Source organism: Parolsenella sp. LCP21S3_E11 (assembly GCF_052118165.1).
Taxonomy (GTDB): Bacteria; Actinomycetota; Coriobacteriia; order Coriobacteriales; family Atopobiaceae; genus Parolsenella.
Window position 1 is genome coordinate 54933 of record NZ_JBQKHS010000002.1, and the last position, 24864, is coordinate 79796.

The 24864-nt window shown below is 64.1% G+C and carries 20 protein-coding genes; 13 read left to right on the top strand and 7 right to left on the bottom strand.

Going from position 1 to position 24864, the window contains the following annotated elements:
• Positions 1–883 precede the first annotated feature (883 nt).
• Positions 884–2161, bottom strand: coding sequence for an amidohydrolase family protein (locus tag ACTQ1Z_RS03825; RefSeq protein WP_441858871.1), 1278 nt, complete (start codon positions 2159–2161; stop codon positions 884–886).
• A gap of 226 nt (positions 2162–2387) precedes the next feature.
• Between ACTQ1Z_RS03825 and ACTQ1Z_RS03830 the strand changes: the two genes are divergently transcribed.
• From ACTQ1Z_RS03830 to ACTQ1Z_RS03845, 4 genes are all read left to right on the top strand, one after another.
• Positions 2388–3047, top strand: coding sequence for a helix-turn-helix transcriptional regulator (locus ACTQ1Z_RS03830; protein WP_441858873.1), 660 nt, complete (start codon positions 2388–2390; stop codon positions 3045–3047).
• Between the two features lie 212 nt (positions 3048–3259).
• A complete protein-coding gene (gene serC, locus ACTQ1Z_RS03835; protein WP_441858875.1) occupies positions 3260–4354 on the top strand; it encodes a 3-phosphoserine/phosphohydroxythreonine transaminase in 1095 nt (364 codons plus the stop codon).
• Positions 4354–5517 carry a phosphoglycerate dehydrogenase gene (locus tag ACTQ1Z_RS03840; protein ID WP_441858877.1) on the top strand — a complete coding sequence of 388 codons (1164 nt, stop codon included), beginning with the start codon at positions 4354–4356 and terminating at the stop codon, positions 5515–5517. Before serC ends, ACTQ1Z_RS03840 begins: the two co-directional genes overlap by 1 nt.
• An 81-nt stretch (positions 5518–5598) precedes the next feature.
• Entirely contained in the window at positions 5599–6276 is a 678-nt protein-coding gene (locus tag ACTQ1Z_RS03845) for a DUF1015 family protein (protein WP_441858878.1), read from the top strand.
• 251 nt (positions 6277–6527) lie between these two features.
• Here the strand turns inward: ACTQ1Z_RS03845 and ACTQ1Z_RS03850 are convergent, their stop codons facing one another.
• Positions 6528–6902 carry a hypothetical protein gene (locus ACTQ1Z_RS03850; RefSeq protein ID WP_441858880.1) on the bottom strand — a complete coding sequence of 125 codons (375 nt, stop codon included), beginning with the start codon at positions 6900–6902 and terminating at the stop codon, positions 6528–6530.
• 201 nt (positions 6903–7103) lie between these two features.
• On the opposite strand from ACTQ1Z_RS03850, the gene ACTQ1Z_RS03855 reads away from it, so the two are divergent.
• Complete coding sequence (locus ACTQ1Z_RS03855) at positions 7104–9509, top strand: tetratricopeptide repeat protein (RefSeq protein WP_441858882.1); 2406 nt, start codon at positions 7104–7106, stop codon at positions 9507–9509.
• 155 nt (positions 9510–9664) lie between these two features.
• On the opposite strand, the gene ACTQ1Z_RS03860 is transcribed toward ACTQ1Z_RS03855, so the two are convergent.
• From ACTQ1Z_RS03860 to ACTQ1Z_RS03875, 4 genes are all read right to left on the bottom strand, one after another.
• On the bottom strand, positions 9665–10330 hold the full coding sequence (locus ACTQ1Z_RS03860; RefSeq protein WP_441858884.1) for a YoaK family protein: 666 nt from the start codon (positions 10328–10330) through the stop codon (positions 9665–9667).
• Positions 10331–10436: 106 nt separating this feature from the next.
• Complete coding sequence (locus ACTQ1Z_RS03865) at positions 10437–11882, bottom strand: Sapep family Mn(2+)-dependent dipeptidase (RefSeq protein WP_320678629.1); 1446 nt, start codon at positions 11880–11882, stop codon at positions 10437–10439.
• A 212-nt stretch (positions 11883–12094) separates the two neighbouring features.
• A complete protein-coding gene (locus ACTQ1Z_RS03870) occupies positions 12095–13546 on the bottom strand; it encodes a cation:proton antiporter (RefSeq protein WP_441858886.1) in 1452 nt (483 codons plus the stop codon).
• A 168-nt stretch (positions 13547–13714) separates the two neighbouring features.
• Positions 13715–14968, bottom strand: a complete 1254-nt coding sequence (locus ACTQ1Z_RS03875) for a hypothetical protein (RefSeq protein ID WP_441858888.1) — start codon at positions 14966–14968, stop codon at positions 13715–13717.
• Between the two features lie 183 nt (positions 14969–15151).
• Between ACTQ1Z_RS03875 and ACTQ1Z_RS03880 the strand changes: the two genes are divergently transcribed.
• The 8 genes from ACTQ1Z_RS03880 to ACTQ1Z_RS03915 all read left to right on the top strand — a co-directional run bounded on the left by ACTQ1Z_RS03880 (position 15152) and on the right by ACTQ1Z_RS03915 (position 24377).
• Positions 15152–15412, top strand: a complete 261-nt coding sequence (locus ACTQ1Z_RS03880; protein ID WP_441858997.1) for a DUF4391 domain-containing protein — start codon at positions 15152–15154, stop codon at positions 15410–15412.
• 313 nt (positions 15413–15725) lie between these two features.
• Positions 15726–17522 (top strand): site-specific DNA-methyltransferase, encoded by a 1797-nt coding sequence (locus ACTQ1Z_RS03885; RefSeq protein ID WP_441858890.1) that lies wholly within the window; start codon positions 15726–15728, stop codon positions 17520–17522.
• A 268-nt stretch (positions 17523–17790) separates the two neighbouring features.
• Positions 17791–18216 (top strand): hypothetical protein, encoded by a 426-nt coding sequence (locus ACTQ1Z_RS03890; protein WP_441858892.1) that lies wholly within the window; start codon positions 17791–17793, stop codon positions 18214–18216.
• Positions 18217–18227: 11 nt separating this feature from the next.
• A complete protein-coding gene (locus tag ACTQ1Z_RS03895) occupies positions 18228–18644 on the top strand; it encodes a helix-turn-helix transcriptional regulator (protein WP_441858894.1) in 417 nt (138 codons plus the stop codon).
• Between the two features lie 11 nt (positions 18645–18655).
• Positions 18656–19105: a hypothetical protein gene (locus ACTQ1Z_RS03900; RefSeq protein ID WP_441858896.1), complete on the top strand. Its 450-nt coding sequence runs from the start codon at positions 18656–18658 to the stop codon at positions 19103–19105.
• Between the two features lie 179 nt (positions 19106–19284).
• Positions 19285–22434: a type III restriction-modification system endonuclease gene (locus ACTQ1Z_RS03905; RefSeq protein WP_441858898.1), complete on the top strand. Its 3150-nt coding sequence runs from the start codon at positions 19285–19287 to the stop codon at positions 22432–22434.
• Between the two features lie 4 nt (positions 22435–22438).
• On the top strand, positions 22439–23371 hold the full coding sequence (locus ACTQ1Z_RS03910; protein WP_441858900.1) for a DUF4268 domain-containing protein: 933 nt from the start codon (positions 22439–22441) through the stop codon (positions 23369–23371).
• Positions 23372–23837: 466 nt separating this feature from the next.
• Positions 23838–24377 carry a hypothetical protein gene (locus ACTQ1Z_RS03915; RefSeq protein ID WP_441858902.1) on the top strand — a complete coding sequence of 180 codons (540 nt, stop codon included), beginning with the start codon at positions 23838–23840 and terminating at the stop codon, positions 24375–24377.
• A 14-nt stretch (positions 24378–24391) separates the two neighbouring features.
• Here ACTQ1Z_RS03915 and ACTQ1Z_RS03920 read toward each other — a convergent pair whose 3' ends face one another.
• On the bottom strand, positions 24392–24817 hold the full coding sequence (locus ACTQ1Z_RS03920) for an RrF2 family transcriptional regulator (protein ID WP_441858904.1): 426 nt from the start codon (positions 24815–24817) through the stop codon (positions 24392–24394).
• Between the last annotated feature and the right edge of the window lie 47 nt (positions 24818–24864).

Here is a 24864-nt window from a genome sequence, read left to right on the forward strand (position 1 = left end):
GTGCTCCCTCCAACGGGCAGGCGGGGTTTGTCACCTGCGACTCTTTGATGGAAGCGCGGCCGGACTCCGGCTGACGGATTGCTCCGCCTCGCGTGGCGCACGCGGGTGCCGTCTCGCTGGGTGTGCGGCGGTGCCGTCTCCCGGAACGGACGGGCTAGCCGTCTCGCTGGGACCGGAACCTGTCGTCTCCCGGAACGGACGGGCTAGCCGTCTCGCTGGGACCGGAACCTGTCGTCTCCCGGCGCGGGCGGGTGTCCCCGTTTCGCGCAACGCCGGCGGGCCCTCCCCCGCCGCGCGCAGCATGGCCTCGTGACCATGACTTGAACCCATTGTTGCCATTCATCCGCGAACCCATGCCGTTCCTCTGGCGAGCGGCGGTGCGCGTACATTATGTTTTTAGCCCTAACTATTTGTTATATCTGCAGGTTTATCCCCGCGTTCGCTATTCAAGCGATTTGTGACGTTTCGGCGAACGGTATCTTTTTTAGTCGGCATTGCCACGCGAGTTAGCTGGGGTTTCGTTACTCACAAGCGACAACAACGCACGATACTGGCCAACAGATTCGCCCGCAGCCAAACAGATTGTTTGGAGCACTCGCCAGCGTGAAACAAAAGCCAGGTGGCACGACGAGTTGCCTGGCACAAGGCCTAGGGCAGCGCACGGCGTGACCGGCGAGACGCGCGGCGGACGGCCGACGCAGGCACTTCGCCGAAACCTACCTCTTGTAAGGGTTCGCCGTCGATTTCGGCCCCGAAACGTTACAAGAGGTAGGTTCAGACAAAAGCCGAGACGGCGGATGGCCAGACAAAGCCGAGACAACGGATGGCCAGACAAACCAAAAAACGCGGGCCCGCCCAGTTGGACGGACCCGCGCCAACCCTCCTAGGAGAGGTTGATCTCGCGGCCGGAAACAAACTTGTGCACGAGGCGGCCACCCTCCTCAGCAAGGTAGACGTAGCGCTCGACCCGCTCCCAAACGTCAAGCTCGCGCGGAGTGCGAATCGCGGAATCGTCGAGGACGAGGGCGTCGAACTCGTAGCCCTCGGCAAAAGAGCCCACGCGACCGAAGAACGAGCCGCCGCCGGCCGTCGCAAGCCACAGAGCTTCCTGCGTCGTCAGAGGAGCAAGGTCATCGTCGACGAGGCGCCAGCGCAGCTTCGAAACCGCCACGGCATCCGCCATGCAGCGGAACATCGAGAGGTTCGCGCCACCTGCTACGTCGGTGCCGAGGCCGACGTTCATGTCAAGGTCGAGGTAACGACGAACGGGCGCGATTCCACTCGATAGCTGGGCATTGCTCTGCGGGCAGTGCGCCACATACGTGCCAGTGCTGCGCAGGAGCTCGGTCTCGGTCTCGTCGGAATAGACGCAGTGGGCCATGACAGTGCGATCTCCCAGCATGCCGAAGTGGTCATACGCGTCGCCATAGCAGCTCGACCACGGGCACAGCTCCTTGACCCAACCGCACTCCGAGAGGTTCTCGGAAAGGTGGCTCTGGACGGGCAGGCCGAACTCGTCGCGAATCGACGCGAGCTCGCCCATGAGCTCGTCGGTGACGCTCGGCGTGAAGCGTGGGGTGATGATCGGCGCCGTGTGCTCATAGCGACCGTCGACGTCGGCAAGCCAACGGCGAGTGTCAGCTGCGGACTGCTCGGTGTCCTCCTCGAGGTCAACGCCACCGTTACGGTCCATGTTCACCTTGCCCACGTAGGAGGTGATGCCGGAGGCCTCGAGCTTGTCCATCAAAAGCTCGGTCGCCTCAACGTGGAGCGTGCCGAAGACGACGGCACGCGTCGTGGCACTGCGGCGCAGATCATCCGCGAAGATGTCATAGGCACGGCCGGCATAGTCGAGGTCCGCGTAGTGGGCCTCCTCCGGGAAGGTGTGAGTGTCGAGCCAGTCGAGCAGCTCGAGGTCCATGCCGAGGCCGCGGAACGCATACTGCGGGGCGTGGATGTGGAGGTCGGTCATGCCGGGGATGATCAGGTTGTCGCCGCAATCGATGAGGGGAAGCACGGCAAACTCCTCCGGGAGCTCGGCAAACACGCCGGCGGAGACGCCATCGACGCACACGGCGTAACCGGATGGCACGCAGACGACCTCCTGTGGGGTGGCGTTAAAGCAGATATCGCCCTTGAGAACGAAGGACTTGGCATCCATGATTTGCTCCTTCTGGCCCTAAAGGCGCGACTAGCAGACGTCGCCCGGGCAGCCCCACTTGCCGACGCCACAGGCCAGTCACCCGTCAGCGCGCACGGCATCGCTCTCCCTTACTTATTAAGTGTCGTAATCTAGTACCATACTTTAAGTTAGCTCAACCGTTTACAATACGGTACAACGGTCGAGAGACCAGCGGATTCACCCTAAACTTTTTGAAAGGCCTCTCATGGACGCAACCCAAGTCGACTTCTATTCTCGTCTCGCTCACGCCATTGCCGTACAGTTTGGGTCGAACTGCGAAGTTGTCATCCATGACCTGGAGACGACCGATCCAGGTCGCTCGATCGTCGCGATCGAGAACGGTCACGTCACCGGCCGCACCGTCGGCGACGGCCCCAGCCATGTCGTCCTCGAGGCCGCCAAGGCGGGCCGCCTCCACAAGCTCGACGACCGCCTCGCCTACCTCACCAAGACGGACGATGGCCGCATCCTGCGTTCTAGCACGGTTTTCATCCGCAACGAGGAAGGCACGCCCATCGGCATCCTCGGCATCAACTATGACATCACGCTTATCTCCGCCGCCGCGGACACCCTCTCCGCGCTGACCGGCATCGGTCCCAACGATGACCCGACCGGCGACCCCGAGCCCATCGTCAAGAACGTCGCGGACTTGCTCGATGACCTCATCGAGCAGAGCGTCGCGCTCGTTGGCAAGCCAGCCGCCCTCATGAACAAGGAGGAGCGCGTGCGCGCCATCAGCTACCTCAACGACACGGGTGCCTTCCTCATCACCAAGAGCGGTCCGAAGGTCTGCAAGTACTTCGGCATCTCGAAGTACACCCTCTACAGCTACCTCGACGAAGCCAAGAGCACGGACGAGTCATAGGCGGAGGCACTGGTTCCACGTTGCTCTCCGCCGGCACCTGCCGGACGCCCGCCAGCGCACGCGCCGCCCACGAGCGCAGCCAACCTTCGAGCTCCGTTACCAAGGCTTAACACGAAAAACTACTGGATACGGCTATCCTAATGACACTTGCAACTAGCCCCAACATCCCGCGGGGCAACGAGGCGTCGGTTCGCCGACGGCAAGGAGGTCACATGGCTCGCGTCTTCAACTTCGCAGCGGGGCCCTCGGCCCTGCCCGAAAGCGTGCTCACAGAGTGCGCCGAGGAAATGCTCGACTACCGCGGCTGCGGTATGAGTGTCCTCGAGATGAGCCACCGATCTTCTACCTACCAGCAGATCTTCGACGAGACCGAGGCGACCCTCCGTCGCATCGTCGACATCCCCAGCGACTACAAGGTCCTCTTCCTGCAGGGCGGTGCCACGCTTCAGTTTGCCGGCATCCCCATGAACCTCATGGCAACAGGCCGTGCTGCCTACATCGTCTCTGGCAACTTTTCCAAGAAGGCATACCAGGAGGCTCGCAAATACGGCGAGGCCGAGGTCATCGCCACGAGCGAGTGGACCAACTTCGACCGCGTGCCCAGCGTCGTCGGCGTTGGCGAGCTCGCAGAGATCTACGGCTATGACTACCTGTACTTCTGCCAGAACAACACCATCTTCGGCACGCAGTTCCACGACATCCCCAACACCGGCGAGCTTCCGCTCGTCGGCGACGTCTCGAGCTGCTTCCTCGCGGAGCCCATCGACGTCTCCCGCTACGGCCTGCTCTACGCCGGCGCCCAGAAGAACGCCGGCTGCGCGGGCGTGACCGTCGTCATCGTGCGCGAGGACCTCATCGAGGACGGCCCCGCCATCCCCAGCTGCCCCATCTACATGGACTACCGCACCCAGGCCGAGAAGGGCTCCATGCTCAACACGCCCAACACCTTTGGCATCTACCTGTGCGGCAAGGTCTACCGCTGGATCGAGGAGCAGGGCGGCCTTGAGGCCATGCGCGAGCGCAACCTTGAGAAGAGCGGCCTGCTCTATGATTTTCTCGACCACAGCAAGGTCTTCCACGGCCACGCTCAGCCGGAGAGCCGCTCGATCTCCAACGTTACGTTCCGCACGGGCAGCGAGGAGCTCGACGCCGAGTTCGTGGCAGGCGCCACCGCTCGCGGCCTCTCCGGCGTGAAGGGCCACAGGCTCGTGGGCGGCATGCGCGCGAGCGTCTACAACGCAGTACCCATCGAAGGCGTCCGCGCCCTCGTCGACTACATGACCGAGTTCGAGAAGGAGCATGCGTAATGCGTCACATCAAGACGATCGACGACATCACCAAGGACGGCGACGTCGAATTCGGCGAGGGCTATGACTTCGTCCCCGATGCCGATGGCGCAGACGCCATCCTCATGCGCTCGACCGACCTCCACGGCTATGACCTGCCGGAATCCGTCCGTGCCATCGCTCGCTGCGGCGCCGGAGTGAACAACATCCCCATCAAGGAGTACGCCAAGCGAGGCGTCGTCGTGTTCAACTCGCCGGGCGCCAACTCCAACGCCGTCAAGGAGCTCGTCCTCGCGATGCTCATTCTCTCGAGCCGCGGCGTCGTGCAGTCGATGGATTGGGTCCGAGCGCACGCGGACGACGAGAACATCCTGGTCAACGCCGAGAAGGCCAAGAAGGCGTTCGTCGGCCACGAGCTCAAGGGCAAGCGCATCGGCGTCGTGGGCCTCGGCAACGTCGGCTCGAAGGTCGCCAACGCCTGCGTCGACCTCGGCATGCAGGTCTTCGGCTATGACCCGTTCATCTCCGTCGAGCACGCGTGGGTGCTCTCGCGCGAGGTCCAACGCGTGGGCACGCTCGAGGACCTCTGCCGCAACTGCGACTACCTCACCCTCCACGTCCCCAGCAAGGCCGACACCATCTCGATGATCGACGCGGACGTCCTCGGCCTGCTCAAGCCGGGCGCCATCCTCATCAACTACGCGCGCGAGACGATCGTGGACGAAGACGCCGTCGACGCGGCGCTCCGCGGCGGTCGCCTCTCCTGGTTCGCGACGGATTTCGCCACGCCCAAGACCGTCCGCATGCCCAACACCTTCATCACCACGCACTCCGGCGCGGGCACCGGCGAGGCCGAGGCCAACTGCGCGGACATGGCGATCAGCGAGCTCAAGGACTACCTCGAGAACGGCAACATCGCCAACTCCGTCAACTATCCCACCTGCTCGATGGGCAAGGCGCGCGCCGCGAGCCGCATCGCGTGCCTGCACGCAAACGTCCCCAACATGATCGGCCAGATCACGGCCATCCTCGCGAAGGACAACGCCAACGTGCAGCGCATGGTCAACGAGAGCGCCGGCGAGAACGCGTACACCATGTTCGACACCGACGAGCACCTCGAGGATGTTACGATCGAAGCCCTCAAGGCGATTCCCGCGATCTATCGCGTGCGAGTCATCAAGTAGCGGCCGCAACGGCTCGCTCGCCCGATCCCGCGCGGCTGGGTGGCCTTGGCCCCCAGCCGCTTTTCAGTTTGGAGGAACACGATGCAGATCCAGGCCTTCTCAAGCGTCCGACCCGACCCGACGCGCATGGGCGAGATGTGCGAGCCCGCGACCGCCACCGAGCTCGATGCGCTCGTCGCCTCAGGCGCCTACATGCAGGACCTGGGACGCGCACTCTACCTCGTGGCGCGTCGCGACGGCGATGTCGTGCGCCAGGGCATCGTGTGTTGCTGCGACGCCGGCGAGCTCACCGGACTCGTTGCCGCGGTAGCCAGCGAGGACGCCGAGAGGGGCGTCGCGGACGCGTCAGGCTCGATCGCCGCGCGCATGCGCTCCCTGGGCGCTCATGCGAACGCCGTGGCCCTCGCGTACGAGAACAACTTCGCGATCCAGACGATCGTCGCGGCCGCACAGACGGCCACGCCGCTTTACAACCTCTCGAACGGGGCTGGCACGCAGGTCGTGGTGTGGCGCGTGAGCAGGGAGGATGCCGTCGGGGCCATCGGCGCGGCGATTGGTGCGACCGAGGTGGCGCCCACGGGAGACCTCGCCGCCGCGAAGGCTGCCGTGGCCATCGCCGCTGAGGCCCGAGCGGCCAAGCCCAACCTCGACACCCGCTCGCCGATTCTGCACCCTCTCGCCCTCCTCGTCCCACGCGGACAGGACGCCGAGCACGAGCTTCTGCCCGGAAACGGCCTGCTACTGCACCGCTTCGCCTAGGTCGCGACGCGCTCGCCCGGCACGGGGCGCGACGCCGGACGAAACACGGGGCGCGACGCCGCCTGCGCACACGCACGCTACGCCGGACGAAGCACGAAACCTACCGTTTGTAAGGAATTGAGCGCGTTTTTGGCCTCGAAACGTTACAAGCGGTAGGCTATGGCGAAGTCGCGCGCCGCGGCGACGGCTGCGCGAGGTGCGCCGCCGGTTGCGCGAGGTGCGCAGGTTGCGAGCACTGCCGAGCGCAGCGACTACTTGCGGCCGAAGAGGCTGCCGAGGAGGCTGGAAACGCCGCTACCACCAAGCAGGCCAGAAGCGGCGCCCGCGAGGTCGGCGAAGCTGATGCCGAGGGACTTCGCCATGCCGGCAAGCTCGCCGAGGTCGAGCCTCGAGAGGTCGATCGCAGTCAGGTCAAGCTTCGTCAGGTCGAGGCCAGAGAGGTCGACGCCCACCTTCGAGAGGTTCGAGAGCACGGCCTGGAAGAGCTCCGTGAGGTCCGCCTCGCTCTGGCCGGTTATGTGCTCGACGGTCTGCGCGGGCGAGTCGATGAGCTCCTGCGCGAGCTCCGGGGCGTTCACGATTGCCTCGGTGATCTGCGCGGCGAGGTTCTTGATGTCTACGGGCATGAGGCTCCTCCTCTATTCGGCACGGTGCGGCACCGCGGATCTCCGGCTTCCCGCGACACGCCAAAAACGTGCGGTTTTATGTGCGTGTGCGAGGGTGCCATATCCAGGAGACACCGCCGCGCCGTAGCCGGGTATAGTTAGCTAAGATAGGCAGATTATAAAGGCGCGCAGACGCGCGAACCACTGAAGGACGACGCCTCGGTGCTGGGAGAGGAGCTCATGGGCGACAGCGCGAACATGGTATTGGTTGGCTTCGCCATCGGGTCCATCTTGGGCCTGGTCAGCGTCGTGTGCTTCCTACTCGGCAGGCTTTCGCGCGACGGCATCATCAGCTTCCCGCCCCGCAAGGCAACCGACCACCCAGCCGAGACGGCAAAAGACGCCGAGAATGGCGCCGTTGCCGGCATCGCGGCGGATGATGCCACGCAGGCCAGCGACGCCGGCGCCGCAACGGTCGCGTCTGGCAGCACGCCTAACGCCACTGACGCCGACATCCCCGCAGCCCCGCTCTACGACGAGCCACGCGACATCGAGGAGCTCTCCCGCCGCCTCGCCGAGGCGGACAATCCCCTGAGGGAGCTCCGCACGCTCACGCGCGACACCCTCACCCAGGAGCGCGCGGCGGACGACGACCCCACGGCCCCGCACCCGGACGCTTTCTCCCTCTACCTCGCACGCGGCCTCCAGGAAGCCGGGATCGATGACCCCGGCGCTCACATCCCGGATTTCGAGGTCGTCCTCCCCTACCGCACGAAGAGCTTCTTCCTCCGCACGACGAAGCGCCGCATTCCGGAACGCGAGGCCCTACGCGTAATCGCGCTCGAAGGCGCCCTTAATCGTGCGCTCTTCGCCTGGAAGGGCCTCGACCACACCGCCACGCTCGAGGAGTGCTACGCCTTCAACCAGGGCCTTGCGAGCACCATCACAGCGCAGCTCGGCACCAAGCCAATCAAGCAGGCGAGCATGCTCGACGTCGCCGGCGAGTGGGGCGTGCGCCAGACCTTCTCCGCGGGCATCGAGAGCCTTCGCCTGCCGCTCCGCCTCTCCGTGCGCTTCCGCGTGAACCTCATGGGCGGCGACATCGCGATCGAGACACCCTACAGGGACGCCCTCTGCCAACCCCATTCCGTCTACTCCGAGGAACTCGACCGCATCATCCCGGCGACCTCCCAGATGCGTGACCAAATGGCGACGGACTACGCCCTTCGTCTGACGCTCCTGCTCGCGGCGCACGCCTTCCGCAGCTCGAGGCGCCTCTGCCATGCGTTCGTCGCCGTGGTCGACAAGAGCCCGCGCGGACGCCGGTGCCTCGTCAGCGCAGACATCTCGCGAGAGGCCCTGCGCGAGCATGACCTCTCGAAGCCCTTCGACGCACGCGAGCTCTGCCGCGAGCTGGGCGTCGACTTCCGCATCGAGGAAGACCGCCTCTGCGCGGTCGAGCAGGGCTTCGTGCCGGAGGCGGAGCGCTTCTGCCCCGCGAGTCGCTATGACAACGTCGACCTCTCGAGCCGCATCCTGCCGGATTTCGAGGCCAGCCTCCTTGGTACGAAGTACGTGCATGACCTCGGCATCAACGAGGACGCGCATCGCTCCCAGGTGGCCGAGGCCGTCGCACGACAGCTGGGCGGCACCACGCTGGGGGATGTCCGCCGCATCCTCGACCTCACGCAGAATGACCGTGACGCCACGGTGCGCGAGGCCGGCGAGCGCTGCGCCCAGGCGATCATCGACGGCCGTCTTGACGATAAGGACTCCCTCGCCTTCGTGGACGAGTTCGTCAACGGCGGCGCCCTCTCCCGCGCGACGGCGATCGCGCTCGACCAGGTCACGAGCGGCAAGTCTGCGGACGCCATCGAGACGCTCACAGACGTCCTCGCCCCGGTCGACGCCCTCGATACCTACTCGGACGGCAACGGCGTTGTCTGGCGCGAGTTCACGAGCTATGTCTCCCGCGCGCTTTACAACAGGCTTCTTGCCAAGGAGGGCGAGAAGGTCTGCCTCGTGCCAGACGCCTACTTCGCCGCTCAGCTCCTCATGGCGAGTGCCCTGATCGACTCTGGCCGCCAGGAGGAAGCCCTTGGCTTCGCCCGCCGCGCTCAGGACCTCTGCCCGTTCGACGTCTCCGGCACGCTCCGCGCCGCCCGCTGCTTCGAGCTCAACCACGACTTCGAGGCCGCGGCGAACGAGCTCATCCAGCAGCTCGAGTACGCGTTCGACCCGCAGAGCGTGGGCGTGTGCTACTACCGCCTCGCGTTCCTCGAGTGGAAGCTCGGCGAGGCTGACGTCGCGGATGCGTGCTATCAGAAGGCAGTCATGAGCCACTCCGCCTGCAGCATGGCGGCTCATATCGAGCTTATGAGCCTGCGTGTCGAGAACAGCTCCGATGGCGTGGCGGCAGAGGACGTCGAGGAGACGCTCCGCCGTGCCAACATCCCGCTCGCACCCACCGAGCGCGTGGTCGAGGTTCTGGTGGAGGCTGCCCAAGGCGCCACGGACGCCGAGGTCTTCCCCGTCGCCCGCGGCTTCGCGACACTCCTCAGCGCGCTTTCCGGCGACGACGTCATGCACGGTGTCGCCAACTCCATGGAAAACGAGCCCGACCGCTAGAAAGTTGACAAAGGGACAGTCCCTTTGTCAACTTTTCCGCCGCAACCTGAAAAAGGGACTGTCCCCATTTCAGGCTCCCTTTTGCAGGTTTGCAAAAGCGCCCGCAGAAAGGAGATCCCTTCTGCGGGCGCAACTGCGTTCTATGTTGGTCGCAGCTAGTCCTCGTTGCCCTCGCGGTCAACGAACATCACGGTGAAGGCCAGCGCGAGCAAGGCGGAGGCCACGGCGATGGCGTGCAGGCCAAACCAGCCGATGCACGCGTTGCCCAGCACCGCGCCAGCCATGAACATGGCGATAACGCCAAAGTAGAGCAGGCCGTTAAGCAGGAAGCCACGGTTGTGCGTGATGATGAAGTCATCGACGTTCTGCAGCGCCGAACGCAGGTTGCCGATGCACATCGTCGTCGCGATGCCATGCCCGTGGATCTTGCGGAAGCTCTCGACCTGCGTGCCGCACGCGAGCGACGTGAGACAGTTCGCCAGCAGGTTCTGGCTCTCCGGCAGACGGCTCACGACGAACAGGATTACCGCCTCGACGAGGACCGTCTCCTGGCGCCAGTGCAGCACACTCGCAAAGCGCTCATGCACGAGGTCCGCCATCATGATGCCAAGCGCAAAGGCAATGACTGGAAGCAGGTGCTTGAGAGACGAGTGCGGGTCACCACTCGATAGGTTCACGGCCGCGAGCAGCATATTTCCCGTCTGAGCGTTGGCGAAGACACCTCCCCTACCGATATAGGAATAGGCGTCCATGAAGCCGCCGGCGAGCGCCATGATGGCACCCATCTCGATGGACTCGGAAATCTGCTTCGCGTGCTCCACGCGGAATACCTCCTAATGTCAGTTCCTCAAGCTCGGACGCAAGGGACCAAGCCTCAAACGCAGGCTCCGGGCGCGGCCTAAGCAAGGGCCAAGCCCGAGCGAGTTTCTAAAGCTCGAGCTTCATGAGCTCGGCGATGGCATAGATGTAGATCTTCAGCGCCTCACGCAGCTGCTCCTCGCTCGCACCCTCATCGGGGCCGTGCATGGACCCAACCCACTCCGGCGTCTCGAGGCCCGGCACCTCCGGGCCAAAGCTCGCGGCGTTCTTGAAATGACGGGCATAAGTGCCGCCACCGATGGTGAAGGGCTTGGTGTCCTTGCCGGTGTACTCGTTGTAGCAGCGAACGAGCGTCTGGATTTCGGGGGAATCCGGCGAGACGTAGAACGGCACGACGGCACGGCCGGGCTCGAACTCGCAGCCGTGGGCGGCAGCGATCTTCTCGAGCTCCGCGTCGATCGCCTCGGACGTCGTGGACTTGGGGTAGCGGGAGTCGACCGTCTGCTCGAGACGGCCGTCTACGGTCTGGCGCAGGGTGCCGCCGATGCAGGTGAGCGGCTCGAAGATGTCGTCCGTAGCGGCGATGCCGAGGCTCGAGCCGTCCGTGGAGGCGTGGATGGTAGCCTCGAGTTCGAGGAACGTGCGCTCGGCATCGGAGCAGAGACCGTTCTCGAGCAGGTAGGCGCAGAGGATGGCGATGGCGTTCTTCGTGCCGGCGGGCATGCTCGCGTGGCCGCCGATGCCGTGCGCAGTGATGCGGGCGAGCGTCTCGCCGTCCTCGCTGGCGTCCTCGATCTCGAGGTCAGCCGCGGCGGGCAGCGTGCTGGCATCCGCGCGGACGATAGCTGCGGCAAGGCTCGGGATGGCGTTGGTGGCGCTGCCGCCCTCGATCGCGCGAATCACGGAACCCTCGACGGAACCGGAGATGGGAGCGGAGCGGAAGGTCGCGCCGTAGAGGCCCTTCTCGCCGCAGCACACCGGGAACTCGGCGTCCGGCGTGAAGAGGAAGTCCGGCTCGGGGTTGTGGTCGAGGTAGTACTCGACGTCGCCCATGTTGGTCTCCTCGTTGGCGCCAAGGATCACGCGCAGGGTGTACGGCAGACGCTTGCCCGTGGCCGCAACGCGCTCCGCGAAGAAGCGGCCGGCGTAGAGCGAGAGCACCGCGGGGCCCTTGTCGTCAATGACGCCGCGGCCGAGGATCCAGCCGTCGCGACGAACCATCTCGAAGGGATCGGTGTGCCAGCCCGGCCCAGCCGGGACGATGTCGACGTGCGCGATCGTGGCGATCTGCTTCTCGGACTCGCCGACGAGGTCCGCATAGCCGAGGTAGCCCTCGCAATCATGCGCCTCGAGGCCGCAAACGTTGGCGATGCAGAGCGCCTCGTCGAGGGCGGCGCGGGGACCGGGGCCCCAAGGGGCGCCCTCGGTGGCATGCTCGAGGTCCTCCTCGCTGCAGTGGCCAACGAGAGCCTCAATGTCATCGAGGACCTCCGGCCACACGCGGTCGACGAACTCCTCGATGTCTGCCTTCAGCTGGGCGTTGTTCTCTGCCATGGGGGGTCTCCTAGCTTCTGCGCCGCGAGGCTAGCCCGCGGTGGCGTATTGTCCGCCCACCATAATACGACCCCGCGCCGGAGGGACCCTCCGAGAAACGCAGAGCGCCACCTGGTGGAAACAAACGCCGACGTGGCGCGCGAGGCGACGGCGGGCGCGCGGAACGGCGGCGGCGTGCAATTCATGGCGGGGCGGCACCGGCGGGCAATCGCCTACTTCGTGTGACGGCGGTCCTCGCGGAGGCCCTCGTACTCCTCGCGGCTATGCTCGTTGATGCGGCGCAAGTCGTCGATGTGGCGCTCGCGAATCTGCTCGGCCTGGGCCAGATAGTCGGCGGCGGAGAGCCTCACGCCACGACGGCGCAGCTCGGCGCGCTCCTCGTGGAAGAGCTCGGTCGCCTCGCGCACGTGTTCGTGGTGCTCGTGGATGATCTCGCGGACAGAATCCGGGTGCTCGGCAATCTCGTGCGCCGCCTCGACGGGATGCGCAGCGATCGCCACGCGCGAGGCATTGGTGAGCACGGGAATCACGAGGACCGTGAGCGCGCCCGCCGTCACGAGCACGCTCGCCATCGACTCGGGCATGGCGTCGACCGCCGTCGCGGCCTCGGTGAGGGCAACGATCAGCGGCAGCGCCATCGTGCAGTAGAGGCTCGCGGAGACCTTCTCGCCAGCGGGCATGTCGCGCGTCTCGGGGAAGACCTGCAGGCAGACGGCCACGGGCAGTGCCCTCACGAGCAGAAGCAGCCCCACGAAGATGGCGAGCAGGCCGGGCGCGGCACCAACGGCGGCGAAGTCGATGCTCGTGGCGGAGATGACGAAGAAGGCCGGCACGAAGAACCCGTTGGCAAGGATCTCGATCTTGTCGAGGAGGCGCTTGCCGCGCTCGTCCGGCAGGAGGTGGCGCAGGATGAAGCCGGCGGCGAATGCGGCGAGCACGGCGTCGAGGTCGAGCGCTGCGGCGAGGGCGAGCAGAGTCACGAGCAGCAGCACCGTGACGCGTAGGGTCGCCTGCGAGCTTGTCTCGGCGTTGTCAGCGACCCACTTCCACAGGCGCGAGCCCCAAGCTCGGGCACGCTCGGCCTGGAGGGCCACGAGGACACACACGGCGGCGAAGAGCGCGAGCACGGCCACGTTCGCCGACATCGAGCGCGCAGGCGAGAGCATGAGCGACATCGCCACGACGGGGAGGAGCTCGCCCATGGCGCCATAGGACTCGATGACGCCGCCCACCGCGGTGCCCGAAAGCTCGCGGTCGCGCATGATGGGGACGAGGGTGCCGTAGGCGGTCGTAGTGAGCGCGATGGCGAAGGCGGCGACGCCCGTGGAGGAAAGGCCGAGGTCAAGCGCGAGCGTGGCAGCGACAGCGAGTGCCATGCAGATGGCCCAGCAGACGGCGCCGTGCCTGCCCGCGCGGCCCATGAGCTCGCGGAGGTCAAGGTCATAGCCGGCGATGAGGAAGAGGAACCCCATGCCAAGACGGCTCACAAGCGACATGCCAGCTGAAGCGTGGACGACGCCCGCGCAGTGAGGACCCAAGACGGCGCCGGCAATCACGAAGAAGACGACCTCCGGAATAGGGCGGCCGGGAATGAGACTCGCCAAAAACGACGACGCCACGACGGCGGCGAGGATCACGGCGAGCATGATGAGGTCTTGGGTCATGGGGCGGTCCTTCCGGGCGAACGCGGCGGAGCCGCGAGCAATGCGGGTATCGCGACGCGGCACGGCGTGAGCGCGCCGACGCGGATTCCCCCATTCTTACCCAGATGCGGGCGCAAGAATCAGCACGCGGGAAGCGGATTTGCCGCGACTCCCCGCGCACCGCGAGCGCTACTCCTCGCCCTCGCCGGCAGCGTCGCCCTCGCCAGCAGCGTCGCCCTCGCCGGCGCCCTCGTACTCGCCAGCGCCCTCGTACTCGCCGCCGTCCTCGTCGTCCCAGTCCTGCGAGCAGGTGCGGACGATGAAGTGGTACGTCACGCCGGCGTCGCCCGGCTTGCCACCTGCATCAGCCGCCGTAGAAGCCTCCTCGTCCCAGCGGACCTTCTCCTCGTCCCAGCGCGAGAAGTGCTCGTCCACGAGGGGCATCGGGTCATAGTCGACGTCATCGGGCTCGACGCCCGCCTCGTCCCAGGCGGCCAGGAGCTCCTCGGCCACTTCCTCGCACTCGAGCGCGTCGCACTCCACGTCAAACGAGGTCCCGATGATCTTCGCAATCACCGCGGCCGCCTGCTCGACGTCGGAGTCCGCGGAGATGCAGTCGGCGGCGACGAAGGCCTCGAAGTCATACTCGTCCGCGGGGGCGGCGTGCTTCTCGTTGGTTCCAAGGTTGAGGAGGTCAGCGCGGCGCATGACCTCGCACGCGACGGCGAACTTCACCTCGAAGGCCTCGTCATCGGGGTCCTCCTCGTCATCCTCGGGCTCGAGCTTGAGCTTGGGCGTGGTGAGGAACGCCAGCTCGCCCATGCCGTCCGCGCCGCGGTCCGGAACGAGGGTGACGAGGTCGCCGGCATGGACACCGAAGTTCTGGGCAGGCTCGTTGAGCAGCTTGCCAACGTAGTAGAGGCCGTCCTCGGTGCAGCCCTGAAGGGTCGCCCAGAGGCGTTCCTCGCCGTAGTCCTCGTCGACGATGCTGATGCGGATGTCGTCCGGGTAGCACGGGTGGCGCAGGTGGTCGATGGCGGTGTCCTTGCGGGTCACCTCGCGGTCGGGGCTGACGGCGTAGAACTCGTCGATCGAGGCGATGTGGTCCGCGTAGGTCTCCCAGTACTCGGCGGGGTTCTTGGAGTAGGCGACGTTGGTGTGGACGGACATCTCCGCGCCGCGCACCTTCATAGTGCACTTGAGCTTGCGCATGAGGTCGAACTCCGGGTAGACCGTGAGGTCAGACATGCGCGCCGGGGCGAGCACCTCGAAGCTGAGGCCGGCGTCCGGGTCGATGTAGCCATAGGCGAGCATGCCGTCCGCGTCCTCCGGCAGGTCCGCAACGCCGACGGCGGCGAGGGGCTCGCGCAGGGAGTAGCCGACGAAGAGGACCTGGCGATAGAGGTCGCGGAAGTTCACCTGATCAATGCTGAAGGACATCATGGGGGCAACCTTTCAACGGATTGTCCCTCCGATTGTGCCATCCCCCGGACAGCTCTCCGCGACGTCTTCCGCGAGCGGTTGCATGCGGCAGAGCTTACGGACAAAAATGGGCGGAGCCTCGCAGCGATGCCCGCCAAGCTCGCCGTTGGCGAGTGACGTAGCGCGGAAGGGCTTACCCTCAGCCTGAATGCCGCTAACATGGACAAGGTGTGGGACTCGCTCGCCTCCCAGGTCGCCTTTGGCGACATGGGTGCGGAGGGCGCCACGGTCGAGGAGCGCCTCGCCAAGGCGACCAAGCTCAAGACGCTGCGCGAGGAGCGCGACAAGACTGAGGCACGCTGCCGCAAGGAGCGCCAGTTAACCCGCAAAAACGAGCTGTTCCGCCAGATGCGGGCGCTCGAGAAGCAGATCGAGGAACTGGAGAAGGGCGGGATTGATAAGTAAAGTCAATATCCCACCCATTCGCCGACGCAACCAAGAGTTCTAAGTAACGAGGAGAGATAGATGAACAGGATCAGCCGGGAGACCCCCCCCCGATCTCACGCAGGAGAACATAGCTAAGATTGCCGCACTCTTCCCTGACGTCGTAACCGAGGCTATAGATGCAGACGGCAATGTTACGCTCGCCGTCGACTTCGATGCCCTTCGCGACGACCTTTCTGACGTAATCGTCGACGGCCCGCGCGAGCGCTACCAGTTCACCTGGCCCGGCAAGCGCCAGGCCAAGCTCGAGGCACGCCGCCCCACCAAGAAGACCATGCGTCCCTGCCCCGAGAAGTCCAAGGACTGGGACACCACCGAGAACCTCTACATCGAGGGCGACAACCTCGAGGCACTCAAGATCATGCGCGAGACCTACACCGGCAAGGTCAAGCTAATCTACATCGATCCGCCCTACAACACGGGTCACGACTTCGTCTATGACGACGACTTCTCCAAGACGCGCGCGGAATACGACGCCGAGAGTGGCGACTACAACGAGGAGGGCGGCCGCCTGGTTGCCAACCCCGAGTCCAACGGCCGCTTCCACTCCGACTGGTGCTCGATGATGTATCCCAGGCTGATGCTGGCCAGGGACCTGCTGAGCGATGACGGTGCGATCTTTATCTCGATCGACGACAACGAGTCCAAGAACCTCCGCGCCATCTGCGATGAGGTGTTTGGCACTGCCTGCTTCGTGGGCGATATTGCCTGGCAGAAGACCTACTCGCCGAGGAACGATTCAAAGGGCATCCCCGCGGAAGTCGAGCACATCCTCGCGTATTCAAAAAGTCCTGAGTGGGTTCCAGGCAGGCTTCCCAGAACCGTCGAGATGGACGAACGCTACTCGAGCCCCGATGGCGATCCTCGTCCCTGGTCCTCTGGCGATGCTGCCGCCCCCGGGGCAGCAACTCATCAGGGCATGGTATACGCCATTCAGCATCCACTCACAGGCGAGCTGCTGTACCCGCCGAACGGCCGGCACCGGCCGTTCGGCGGGTACAGCATGCTACGCCTAATGAGTGAATGGGCTGATTATGAGTTTAGAAATCTACACGATGAAGCACGGCGTGCCGAAATATGCGGCGTATCTGAGGACGAGATAAGGAAAGATGTCGAAGCCATCGTCCTCAAGAACCCCTGCGAAGAAACGTACGCCGCCGCCCAAAAACGATTTGATGAAGGTAATTGGCCTCGGCTCTACTTTACTAGCGGCGGAAAAGGAGGCATGCGACTGAAGCGCTATCTTGACGAGATGGATGGCAAGATGCCTACCAACCTGTGGCCCTACTCCGAAGTCGGCCACACTGACGAAGCCAAGAAGCAGCTGAAGTCTCTCTTCGAGGGCTCGGCGCCTTTCGACACGCCCAAGCCCGTGCGCCTGCTCGATCGCATCCTGACCATTGCGAGCGACAAGGACTCCCTCGTCCTCGACTTCTTCTCCGGCTCCGCCACAACGGCGGAAGCGGTCATGCGAAAGAATGCCGAGGATGGCGGCAATCGTCGCTTCATCCTCGTCCAACTGCCTGAGGAGACCTCCAGCGGTTGGGGCAACCTGTGCAACGTCGGCGAGGAGCGCATCCGTCGCGCCGGCGAGAAGATCAGAGCAGAGGTGGACAAGGCCAACGAGCAGCTCGAGCTTGGCGCCGAGCCCAAGCCCGTGCCCGACATCGGCTTCCGCGTGCTGCGCGTGGACGAGTCCTGCCTGAAGGACGAGTACACCACGCCCGAACAGTATGAGCAGACCGAGCTCGACCTCTTCACCGACAACTCCGCCGAGGACGCCCTGCCGCTCGACCTGCTCTTCCAGGTCCTGCCCGCGTTCCGCATCGAGTACTCCGCAAAGATCGCCGAGCGCGAAATCGGCGGCAAGGCGTGCTTCGACGTCAACGACGGGCAGCTTATCGCATGCTTCGACGAGGCCGTCTCGACCGAGGCCCTCGAGGCGATCGCGCGAGAGAAGCCGATCTATGCCGTCTTCCGCGACTCCAGCTTCGCCAGCGACGCCGACGTGGCTAACCTCGACGAGCTCTTCAAGACGTTCAGCCCCGAAACCATCCGCAAGGTCATCTAGGGCAATCCGGTAGCCCCCTGCTCAGTCCATTGGGCAGGGGGCCACTTCGCTTTAAAGGGATATGGCGGCAAGATTCGGCCTCCCTGACGTGACCCGCGAGGATGACTATTACGACTGCCGGAGTCAGGCCCACGTGGGTACGCCCCTCTCAAAAACCCAAGCCCCATAGCACTGGCAGGCCTTGACCACTCGTGGTCCCATTGGGTAGAGTTCACTTATAAGTGAAGTGGCCTAATGGGAATGCACCGAGACGGCAGAAAGGGGCGACATGGACGATGGCTACGAACTGGTTGAGTATCGGCTCGACGAAGACCACGTGTTTTGGGAGCTCAAGAAGACGTCTCACAATCTATCCGAGCTCCAGAAGGCCATGGCAGATAGCCGCCTGAGGGAATCCTGCCACAAGCTCTTTTTGCAACTGGGAAAGATAATCGATTACGGCGTCGCTACGTCATGCCAGACGCAAAAGCTCAGGTGTCTGGATTCCGAAACCGGCCTTTACGAGATAAAGGGCTTTGACGGAGCGGCTCGCGAGATGGCATACATAGTCTGTAAAGACCCGGCTCACATCGTTCTGCTCCATCGTTTTAGAGGACATCAGGGCAGCGGGAACATACATAGGGAAATCAAGCAGGCCAAAAGACTTGCACTAGAGGCTTCCGCTCAACTCGAGCGCCTAGAGAAAGCCAAATGAGGAGAGGCAACATGGAAACCGTAGATCTCTCTGCGTTTATGGAAGAGACCAAATCCGCAGAAACAATCGCATATGACCATGCCCTTGAGCTCGCATACCTTGCGGCAGACGAGATGCAGAGGCAGGGACTGAGCAAGAAGGAGCTTGCAGAGCGAATGGGCATAACGCCCCAGCGCTTGTCCAACATCCTAAACACTCAATCCAATATGACCCTCAAGACCCTCGCGCAGTTCGAGCTGGCCCTTGGCATCACCATCGAATTCAACTCATCCCCGTCGTTTATCGCCGAGGTCCCGTATCGGCACAAGTCAAGCGAGGCAAGGTCCAGCGGCTGGGGCGAAGACCGCGCCAGGCAAAGCATCGCCACAGTACAGGGGGCAGGAAACGCCAAGCACCTGACACTCTTTAAGGGAGGTCTCGCAGCATAATGGAAACCGTAATGATTGCGCCGATTCAGCTCGACGACCTGTTCCTGGTTAGTTCCTCTTTCCAAGTCGCGGATTGCCCCGCCGAGCACATGGACCAAAAGATTGGTCTGGATTTCACGGTCAAGCAGCTCGAGCGCTCGGGCAGCGAGGGCCTCGTCGCACTTAACCTCACCGTTAAGACCTCGCTTGTGGACCACGAGCACGACGACGAAGAGAAGCTGCAGGCAAGCGTGGAGGTGCTCGTCTCCGCGCACGCGTCGCTTCCGACATCCATGACCGACGAACAAGCAGACGAGTACTTGCTCTCCAATGCCATCTCCATGGCCTACGGTCATGCAAAGACTTGCATAATGACCGTGTCGGGACTATCGCCGGCAGGCCCGGTCATGATCCCCGCGATCCTTCCGCTTGATATCGTGCGCGACTATCTGTCCGGAGGCGCCGACACCACCGGCGTATAGACGGCAAGCAAGGGTTCCTGGGATCCCCGTCGCGCGGATGACCACCCACATCGTTAGGGGTGGTCAGACCTGCGAGTGTCCTCGCTAAGCGATACCCTATTATCTGCGCGCACCCAACGAACGCAGGCGACGGCGAACTCGCGCCTACGCCTGCGCTCCTCCCCCGATTTGGAGCCTCCATGCACTTCAAATTCAAGATCCAGCCCTACCAGACAGCCGCCGCCAAGGCAGTCGCGGACGTCTTCGCCGGGCAACCCAACTCCGGTGCCGCGGTCTACCTGCGCGACCTCGGCCACGGTGCCACCAAGAACGGCATGGAGACCATCGCGGGCTTCGAGGAGCAGCTCGAGGCGAACGAGGGCTACGCCAACGCCCCGCTCGCACTCGGCTCCGCCACGCTGCTCGACAACATCCACAAGGTGCAGCGAGCCAACGGCATCCCCGAGAGCGAGACGCTCGCCAAGGGCCCCGCCCCCGTGAACCTCGACGTCGAGATGGAGACGGGCACGGGCAAGACCTACGTCTACACCAAGACCATGCTCGAACTCAACCGCCTCTACGGCTGGACCAAGTTCATCGTGGTCGTGCCCTCCATCGCCATCCGCGAGGGCGTCTACAAGTCGCTCAAAAACACCGAGCAGCACTTCTTCGAGCAGTACGGCAAGGCGATCCGCTACTTCGTCTACGACAGCTCGCGCCTCGGCGAGATCGACCGCTTCTCTTCGAGCGCCGACGTCAACGTGATGATCATCAACATGCAGGCGTTCAACACCTCCATGAAGGAGGGCGGCAGCTCCAAGGAAGCCCGCATCATGTACTCGGAGCGCGACGAGTTTGGCAGTCGTCGCCCCATCGACGTCATCGCGGCAAACAACCCCATCGTCATCCAGGATGAGCCCCAGAAGATGGGCGGCAAGGCCACGCAGGCGGGCATCAAGCGCTTCCACCCGCTCGCCTGTCTCAACTACTCCGCCACCCACAAGGACCAGCACGACATGGTCTATGTCCTCGACGCCCTCGACGCCTACAATCAGCGTCTCGTCAAGCGCATCGAGGTCAAAGGCTTCGAGGTCAAGAATATGCGCGGCACGGACGGCTACCTCTACCTGCAAGACATCAAGGTCTCCAAGGACCGCGCGCCCGAGGCCGTGATCGAGTTCAAGCGCCTTGGCGCCACGGGCAACGTTGCCAAGCGCAGCAAGGCCTTCACGACCAGTGCCGACATCTACATCGAATCCGGCGAGCTCGAGGCGTACCGTGAGGGCTACTCCATCGCCGACATTGTCCCCGACACCGACGGGCAGCTCGGCTACGTGAAGTTCCTCAACGGTATCGAACTGCGTCGCGGCGAGGTCTGGGGAGACTCCGCCGAGCGCGACATCCGCCGCGTGCAGATCCGCGAGACGATCAAGAGCCACCTCGAGAAGGAAGAGGCCCTCTTCGCGCGTGGCATCAAGTGCCTCTCGCTCTTCTTCATCGACGAGGTCTCGAAGTACCGCGTCTACGACGAGGACGGCGAGGAGGGCCTCGGCGAGTACGGGCGCATCTTCGAGGAGGAATACGCTCGCGCCGTCGACGAGTACGGTCGCGGCCAGCAGAGCCTCGACGCGTCGCTGGACGCCGGCCTCGGCGAGGCGAGGCACCGCTACCTCGAGTGGCTCCGCGGCATCGGGGCGCACTCCACGCACGCAGGTTACTTCTCCGTCGACAAGAAGGGCCGCTCCGTCGACTCGAAGGTCAAGCGCGGCAAGGACGAGTCCGACGACGAGAGCGCCTATGACCTCATCCTCAGGGATAAGGAGCGCCTCCTCTCCTTCGACGAGCCGGTGCGCTTCATCTTTAGCCACTCGGCGCTGCGCGAGGGCTGGGACAACCCCAACATCTTCCAGATCTGCACCCTCAAGCACTCGAACTCCGAGACCAGCAAGCGCCAGGAGGTCGGCCGTGGCTTGCGTCTGTGCGTGAACCAGGACGGCGAGCGCCAGGACCTCGAGGCCCTGGGCGAGAGCGAGGTGCAGAGCGTGAACAAGCTCACGGTCATCGCGTCCGAGAGCTACGACGAGTTCACCCGCGCGCTGCAGTCCGACATCAGGAGCGCGCTGCGCGAGCGCCCGAAGGCCATTAACGAGAAGTTCCTCACCGGGCTTGTCGTGCAGGGCAACGAGGACAGGGCCTACACCCTCACCGAGTCCGACAGCAAGGACATCCTGTACGCCCTGACCACCAACCGCCTCATCGACCGCGACGGCGCGCCCACGGCCAAGTTCAAGGAATCCGGCCTGGCGACCGTCTCCGACGACGACCTGCCCGAGCATCTCTACGCCTACCGCGAGGACATCCAGAAGCTCGTCCGCAGCATCTACGACCCGCACGCCCTCGACGACTACGCCGCGAACGGACACACCGCGAAGGTCACCACGAACCGCCTCAACCGGAACTTCAAGCGCGAGGAGTTCCAGGAGCTCTGGAACAAGATCAACTCCAAGCACTCCTACACCGTCGACTTCGACGACGAGGAGCTGAGGCGCAAGGCCATCGAGCGCATCAACTCCGAGCTCTACGTCGCCAAGGCGTCCTACGTCATGACGACGGCGACCCAGCGCGCGAGCCAATCGCGCGAGAACCTCGAGCGTGGCGAGTCCTTCGGCACGATGACGAGGAAGGACTACGAGATTGGCGAGGACTCCTCCAGCGTCACGTACGACCTCCTGGGCGAGGTTGCCGCCGGGGCGAAGATCACCCGCAGGAGCGCCGCGGCAATCCTCAAGGGGATCATGCCGGCGAAGTTCAGAATGTTCCGCGACAACCCCGAGGAGTTCATCGCAAAGGTGTCCAGGTGCATCCTCGCCGAGAAGGCGACGATGGTGGTTGACCACATCACCTACCACAAGCTCGAGGACAAGTACGACTCGACCATCTTCGCCGAGCAGATGCCCGAGAACATGAGCCGCGCCATCGAGACCTCCAGGTGCGTGCAGGACTACGTCATCTGGGACTCCGAGGGCGAGCGCGACTTCGCGCGCGACCTCGAGTCCGCCGTAGGCAAGGTGGCCGTCTATGCCAAGCTGCCGAGGACGTTCAAGATCCCCACGCCAGTGGGCTCCTACGCGCCCGACTGGGCCATCGCCTTCGAGAAGGGCAGCGTGCGTCACGTCTTCTTCGTTGCGGAGACCAAGGGCAGCATGGACAGCCTGACCCTGCGCGACATCGAGCGCGGCAAGATCGCCTGCGCCAGGAAGCTCTTCAATGAGTTCTCCGGCGAGGACGTGCGCTATAACGTCGTCCACAGCTACCAGGACCTGCTCACTGTGATCCAGGGGATGGAGTAACCCTATGAAGCACTATGACCTTGGGACGATCAAGAAGGTCGACCTCAAGTCCGTCTGGCCCCACGAGGCGCTGGACTTCACCAAGTGGCTCGCGGAGGAGAGCAGCTTAGCGCTGCTCAGCCAAGCCGTGGGGATGGACCTCGAGCTTCGCGAAGTCGAGTCTGCCGTCGGCTCCTTCCGCGCGGAAATCTACGCCGCTGACACGGCCACAGGCGCCAAGGTAATCATCGAGAACCAGCTCGAGGACACCAACCACGACCACCTGGGCAAGATCATCACCTACGCCGCGGGCAAGGGCGCCCAGGTGGTCATCTGGATCGTGCGGCACGCCCGCGACGAGCACCGTCAGGCCATCGAGTGGCTCAATGCCCACACGGACGACGAGGCAGCCTTCTTCCTTGTCGAGATCGAGGTTTGGTCCATCGGCGACTCCCTGCCCGCTCCGCGCTTCAACGTGGTCGAGCAGCCCAACGAGTGGGCGCGCGCCGTCAAGGCGAGCGAGGGCCTGTCCGAGACCGACAAGATCAAGCTCGCCTACTGGACGAGGTATCGCGAGGTGGCCGAGGCGACGCCCGATTTCATGAAGGAGTTCAGTCCCAGAAAGCCGACGAAGGACCATTGGTCCACCCTGAGCTGCGGGAGCTCGGCGTACCACATGGCGCTGCTCATCGACACGCAGGGCGGGCGCACGGGCGTCGAGTTCTACGTGCCGGATAACAAGGAAATCGGTCACAAGGCCATCGCGAACAAGGGCATCTTCGAGCAGAGGCTCGGGCTCAAGGCCAAGGAGTTCGACGCGACCAAGGCGTCGGGCATTCGGCTCTACAAGACCGGACGCGCGGTCAGGACGCAACAGGACAAGTGGGACGACTTCATCAGGGAGCAGCTCGGCTGGGCGCTCGAGATGAAGAAGGTCATCAAGGAGCTCGAGCTGTAGAGGACGTTGCCCGGGATGTGGGGCTGGGGGAAGCGCGGGCTTGCTCGACAGCACGAGAATCGGGTCAATGCTCCTCGGCTGAGTCGTTTCTCGAGTGATCACACATGCCGATGGGCGACGTCTAGGGGACGCGCTCAGACGCCCGAACGAAAAAGTCGCTAAGTAGGGGGCTAATCCACGATGACCCGAGTAGCCCCCGCCTTTTCGCCGCAAAACCCCAGTTGGCAAAGATCCATATCGGTCGTCTACTCGGCCAAACCCGAAACAGCCCCCTACTTAGCGTGTTTTTAGTTGGCGCTTCAATTAAGAGACGGTTCCATACCCCATCTTCGGCCGCATTTTGCGGCCGAAGAGAAGCCACTGCTGTCGCAGCGACTTCGAATGCGTGCCTAGCAAGCCCCACACGCAAGCCATCTAGCCATCGACCGCTATCATGGTTCCAGGCAACCACGCAAAAGGACGGCACATGGACAGTACCAAGCGCTACAAATCCGGCGAGGCACCCCTGCGCCCTGACCAGCGACTAAGCCGCGAGACGCGTGCCGAGCGCGTCGAACGCGAGCGCAGGCGCGAACGTCTCGTCAACGAGCATATGTATCACGCGGCGAACTCGTGCGCGAAGAAACGCCGCTACGTCACGTATGACCGGGCGCGCGCCACCGCACGCTTCTGCGAGGAGTCCGAAGGGCGGCCGCTTTATATCTACAAGTGCGAGTTCTGCGGCGGTTGGCACCTTACCCACCAGGCTGACCAGCAGCGATATGGCCGTGAGGCGGGTCGCGAGGCTCAGGAGCGCATCGCCCGTGAAGAGGCTGCGAAGGCCGCGGCGGCGGGTCCCGTCGCGCGGTTTGACGTCGGTGACTTGGTAATTGACGAGGCGAGTGACACGCCGTGCGTCGTGAACGCCGTGGGAGAGATCGGCGGCGAGCCAACCTACGAGCTTTCCAGCGCAGACGGATGCTCTGAGCTCGGATGGGTTCGCGAGTCCGAGGTGCGCGAGGCTTAACCGAAGCGCCAACCCTAGATCACGTAGTCGTTGCCCACGAGCGTCGAGACGCAGAGGTCCGTCACCTTGACGCCATCGAGGTAGTCCTCGATGAGTACGTCGAGCTTCTCCCACATCCCGTGACATCGAGGCTCCTCAATACGGAAGGCCTCCTCGTTATCCAGGCCGGCAACGGGCGCAAGCGAGCCCTCGGTCGCACGCAGCACCTCGCCCACCGTGTAGTCCGCCGCCGGACGCGTGAGTCGGTAACCGCCACCCTTGCCACGCATGCCCTCGATCAAGTGGTCACGCACGAGGGTCTTGAGGACGCTCTCGAGGTATTTCTCGGAAATGCCCAACCTATGCGCGACATCACGAAGGGGTAGATAGCCCTCACCCTCGCGTTCCGCGAGGTCAATGATAACGCGCAGGGCATAGCGGCCCTTCGTGGATACGAGCATGGCTCCCCCAGATCTTCCCAGCCCCGCACGCGCGCGGCATGGCGCCG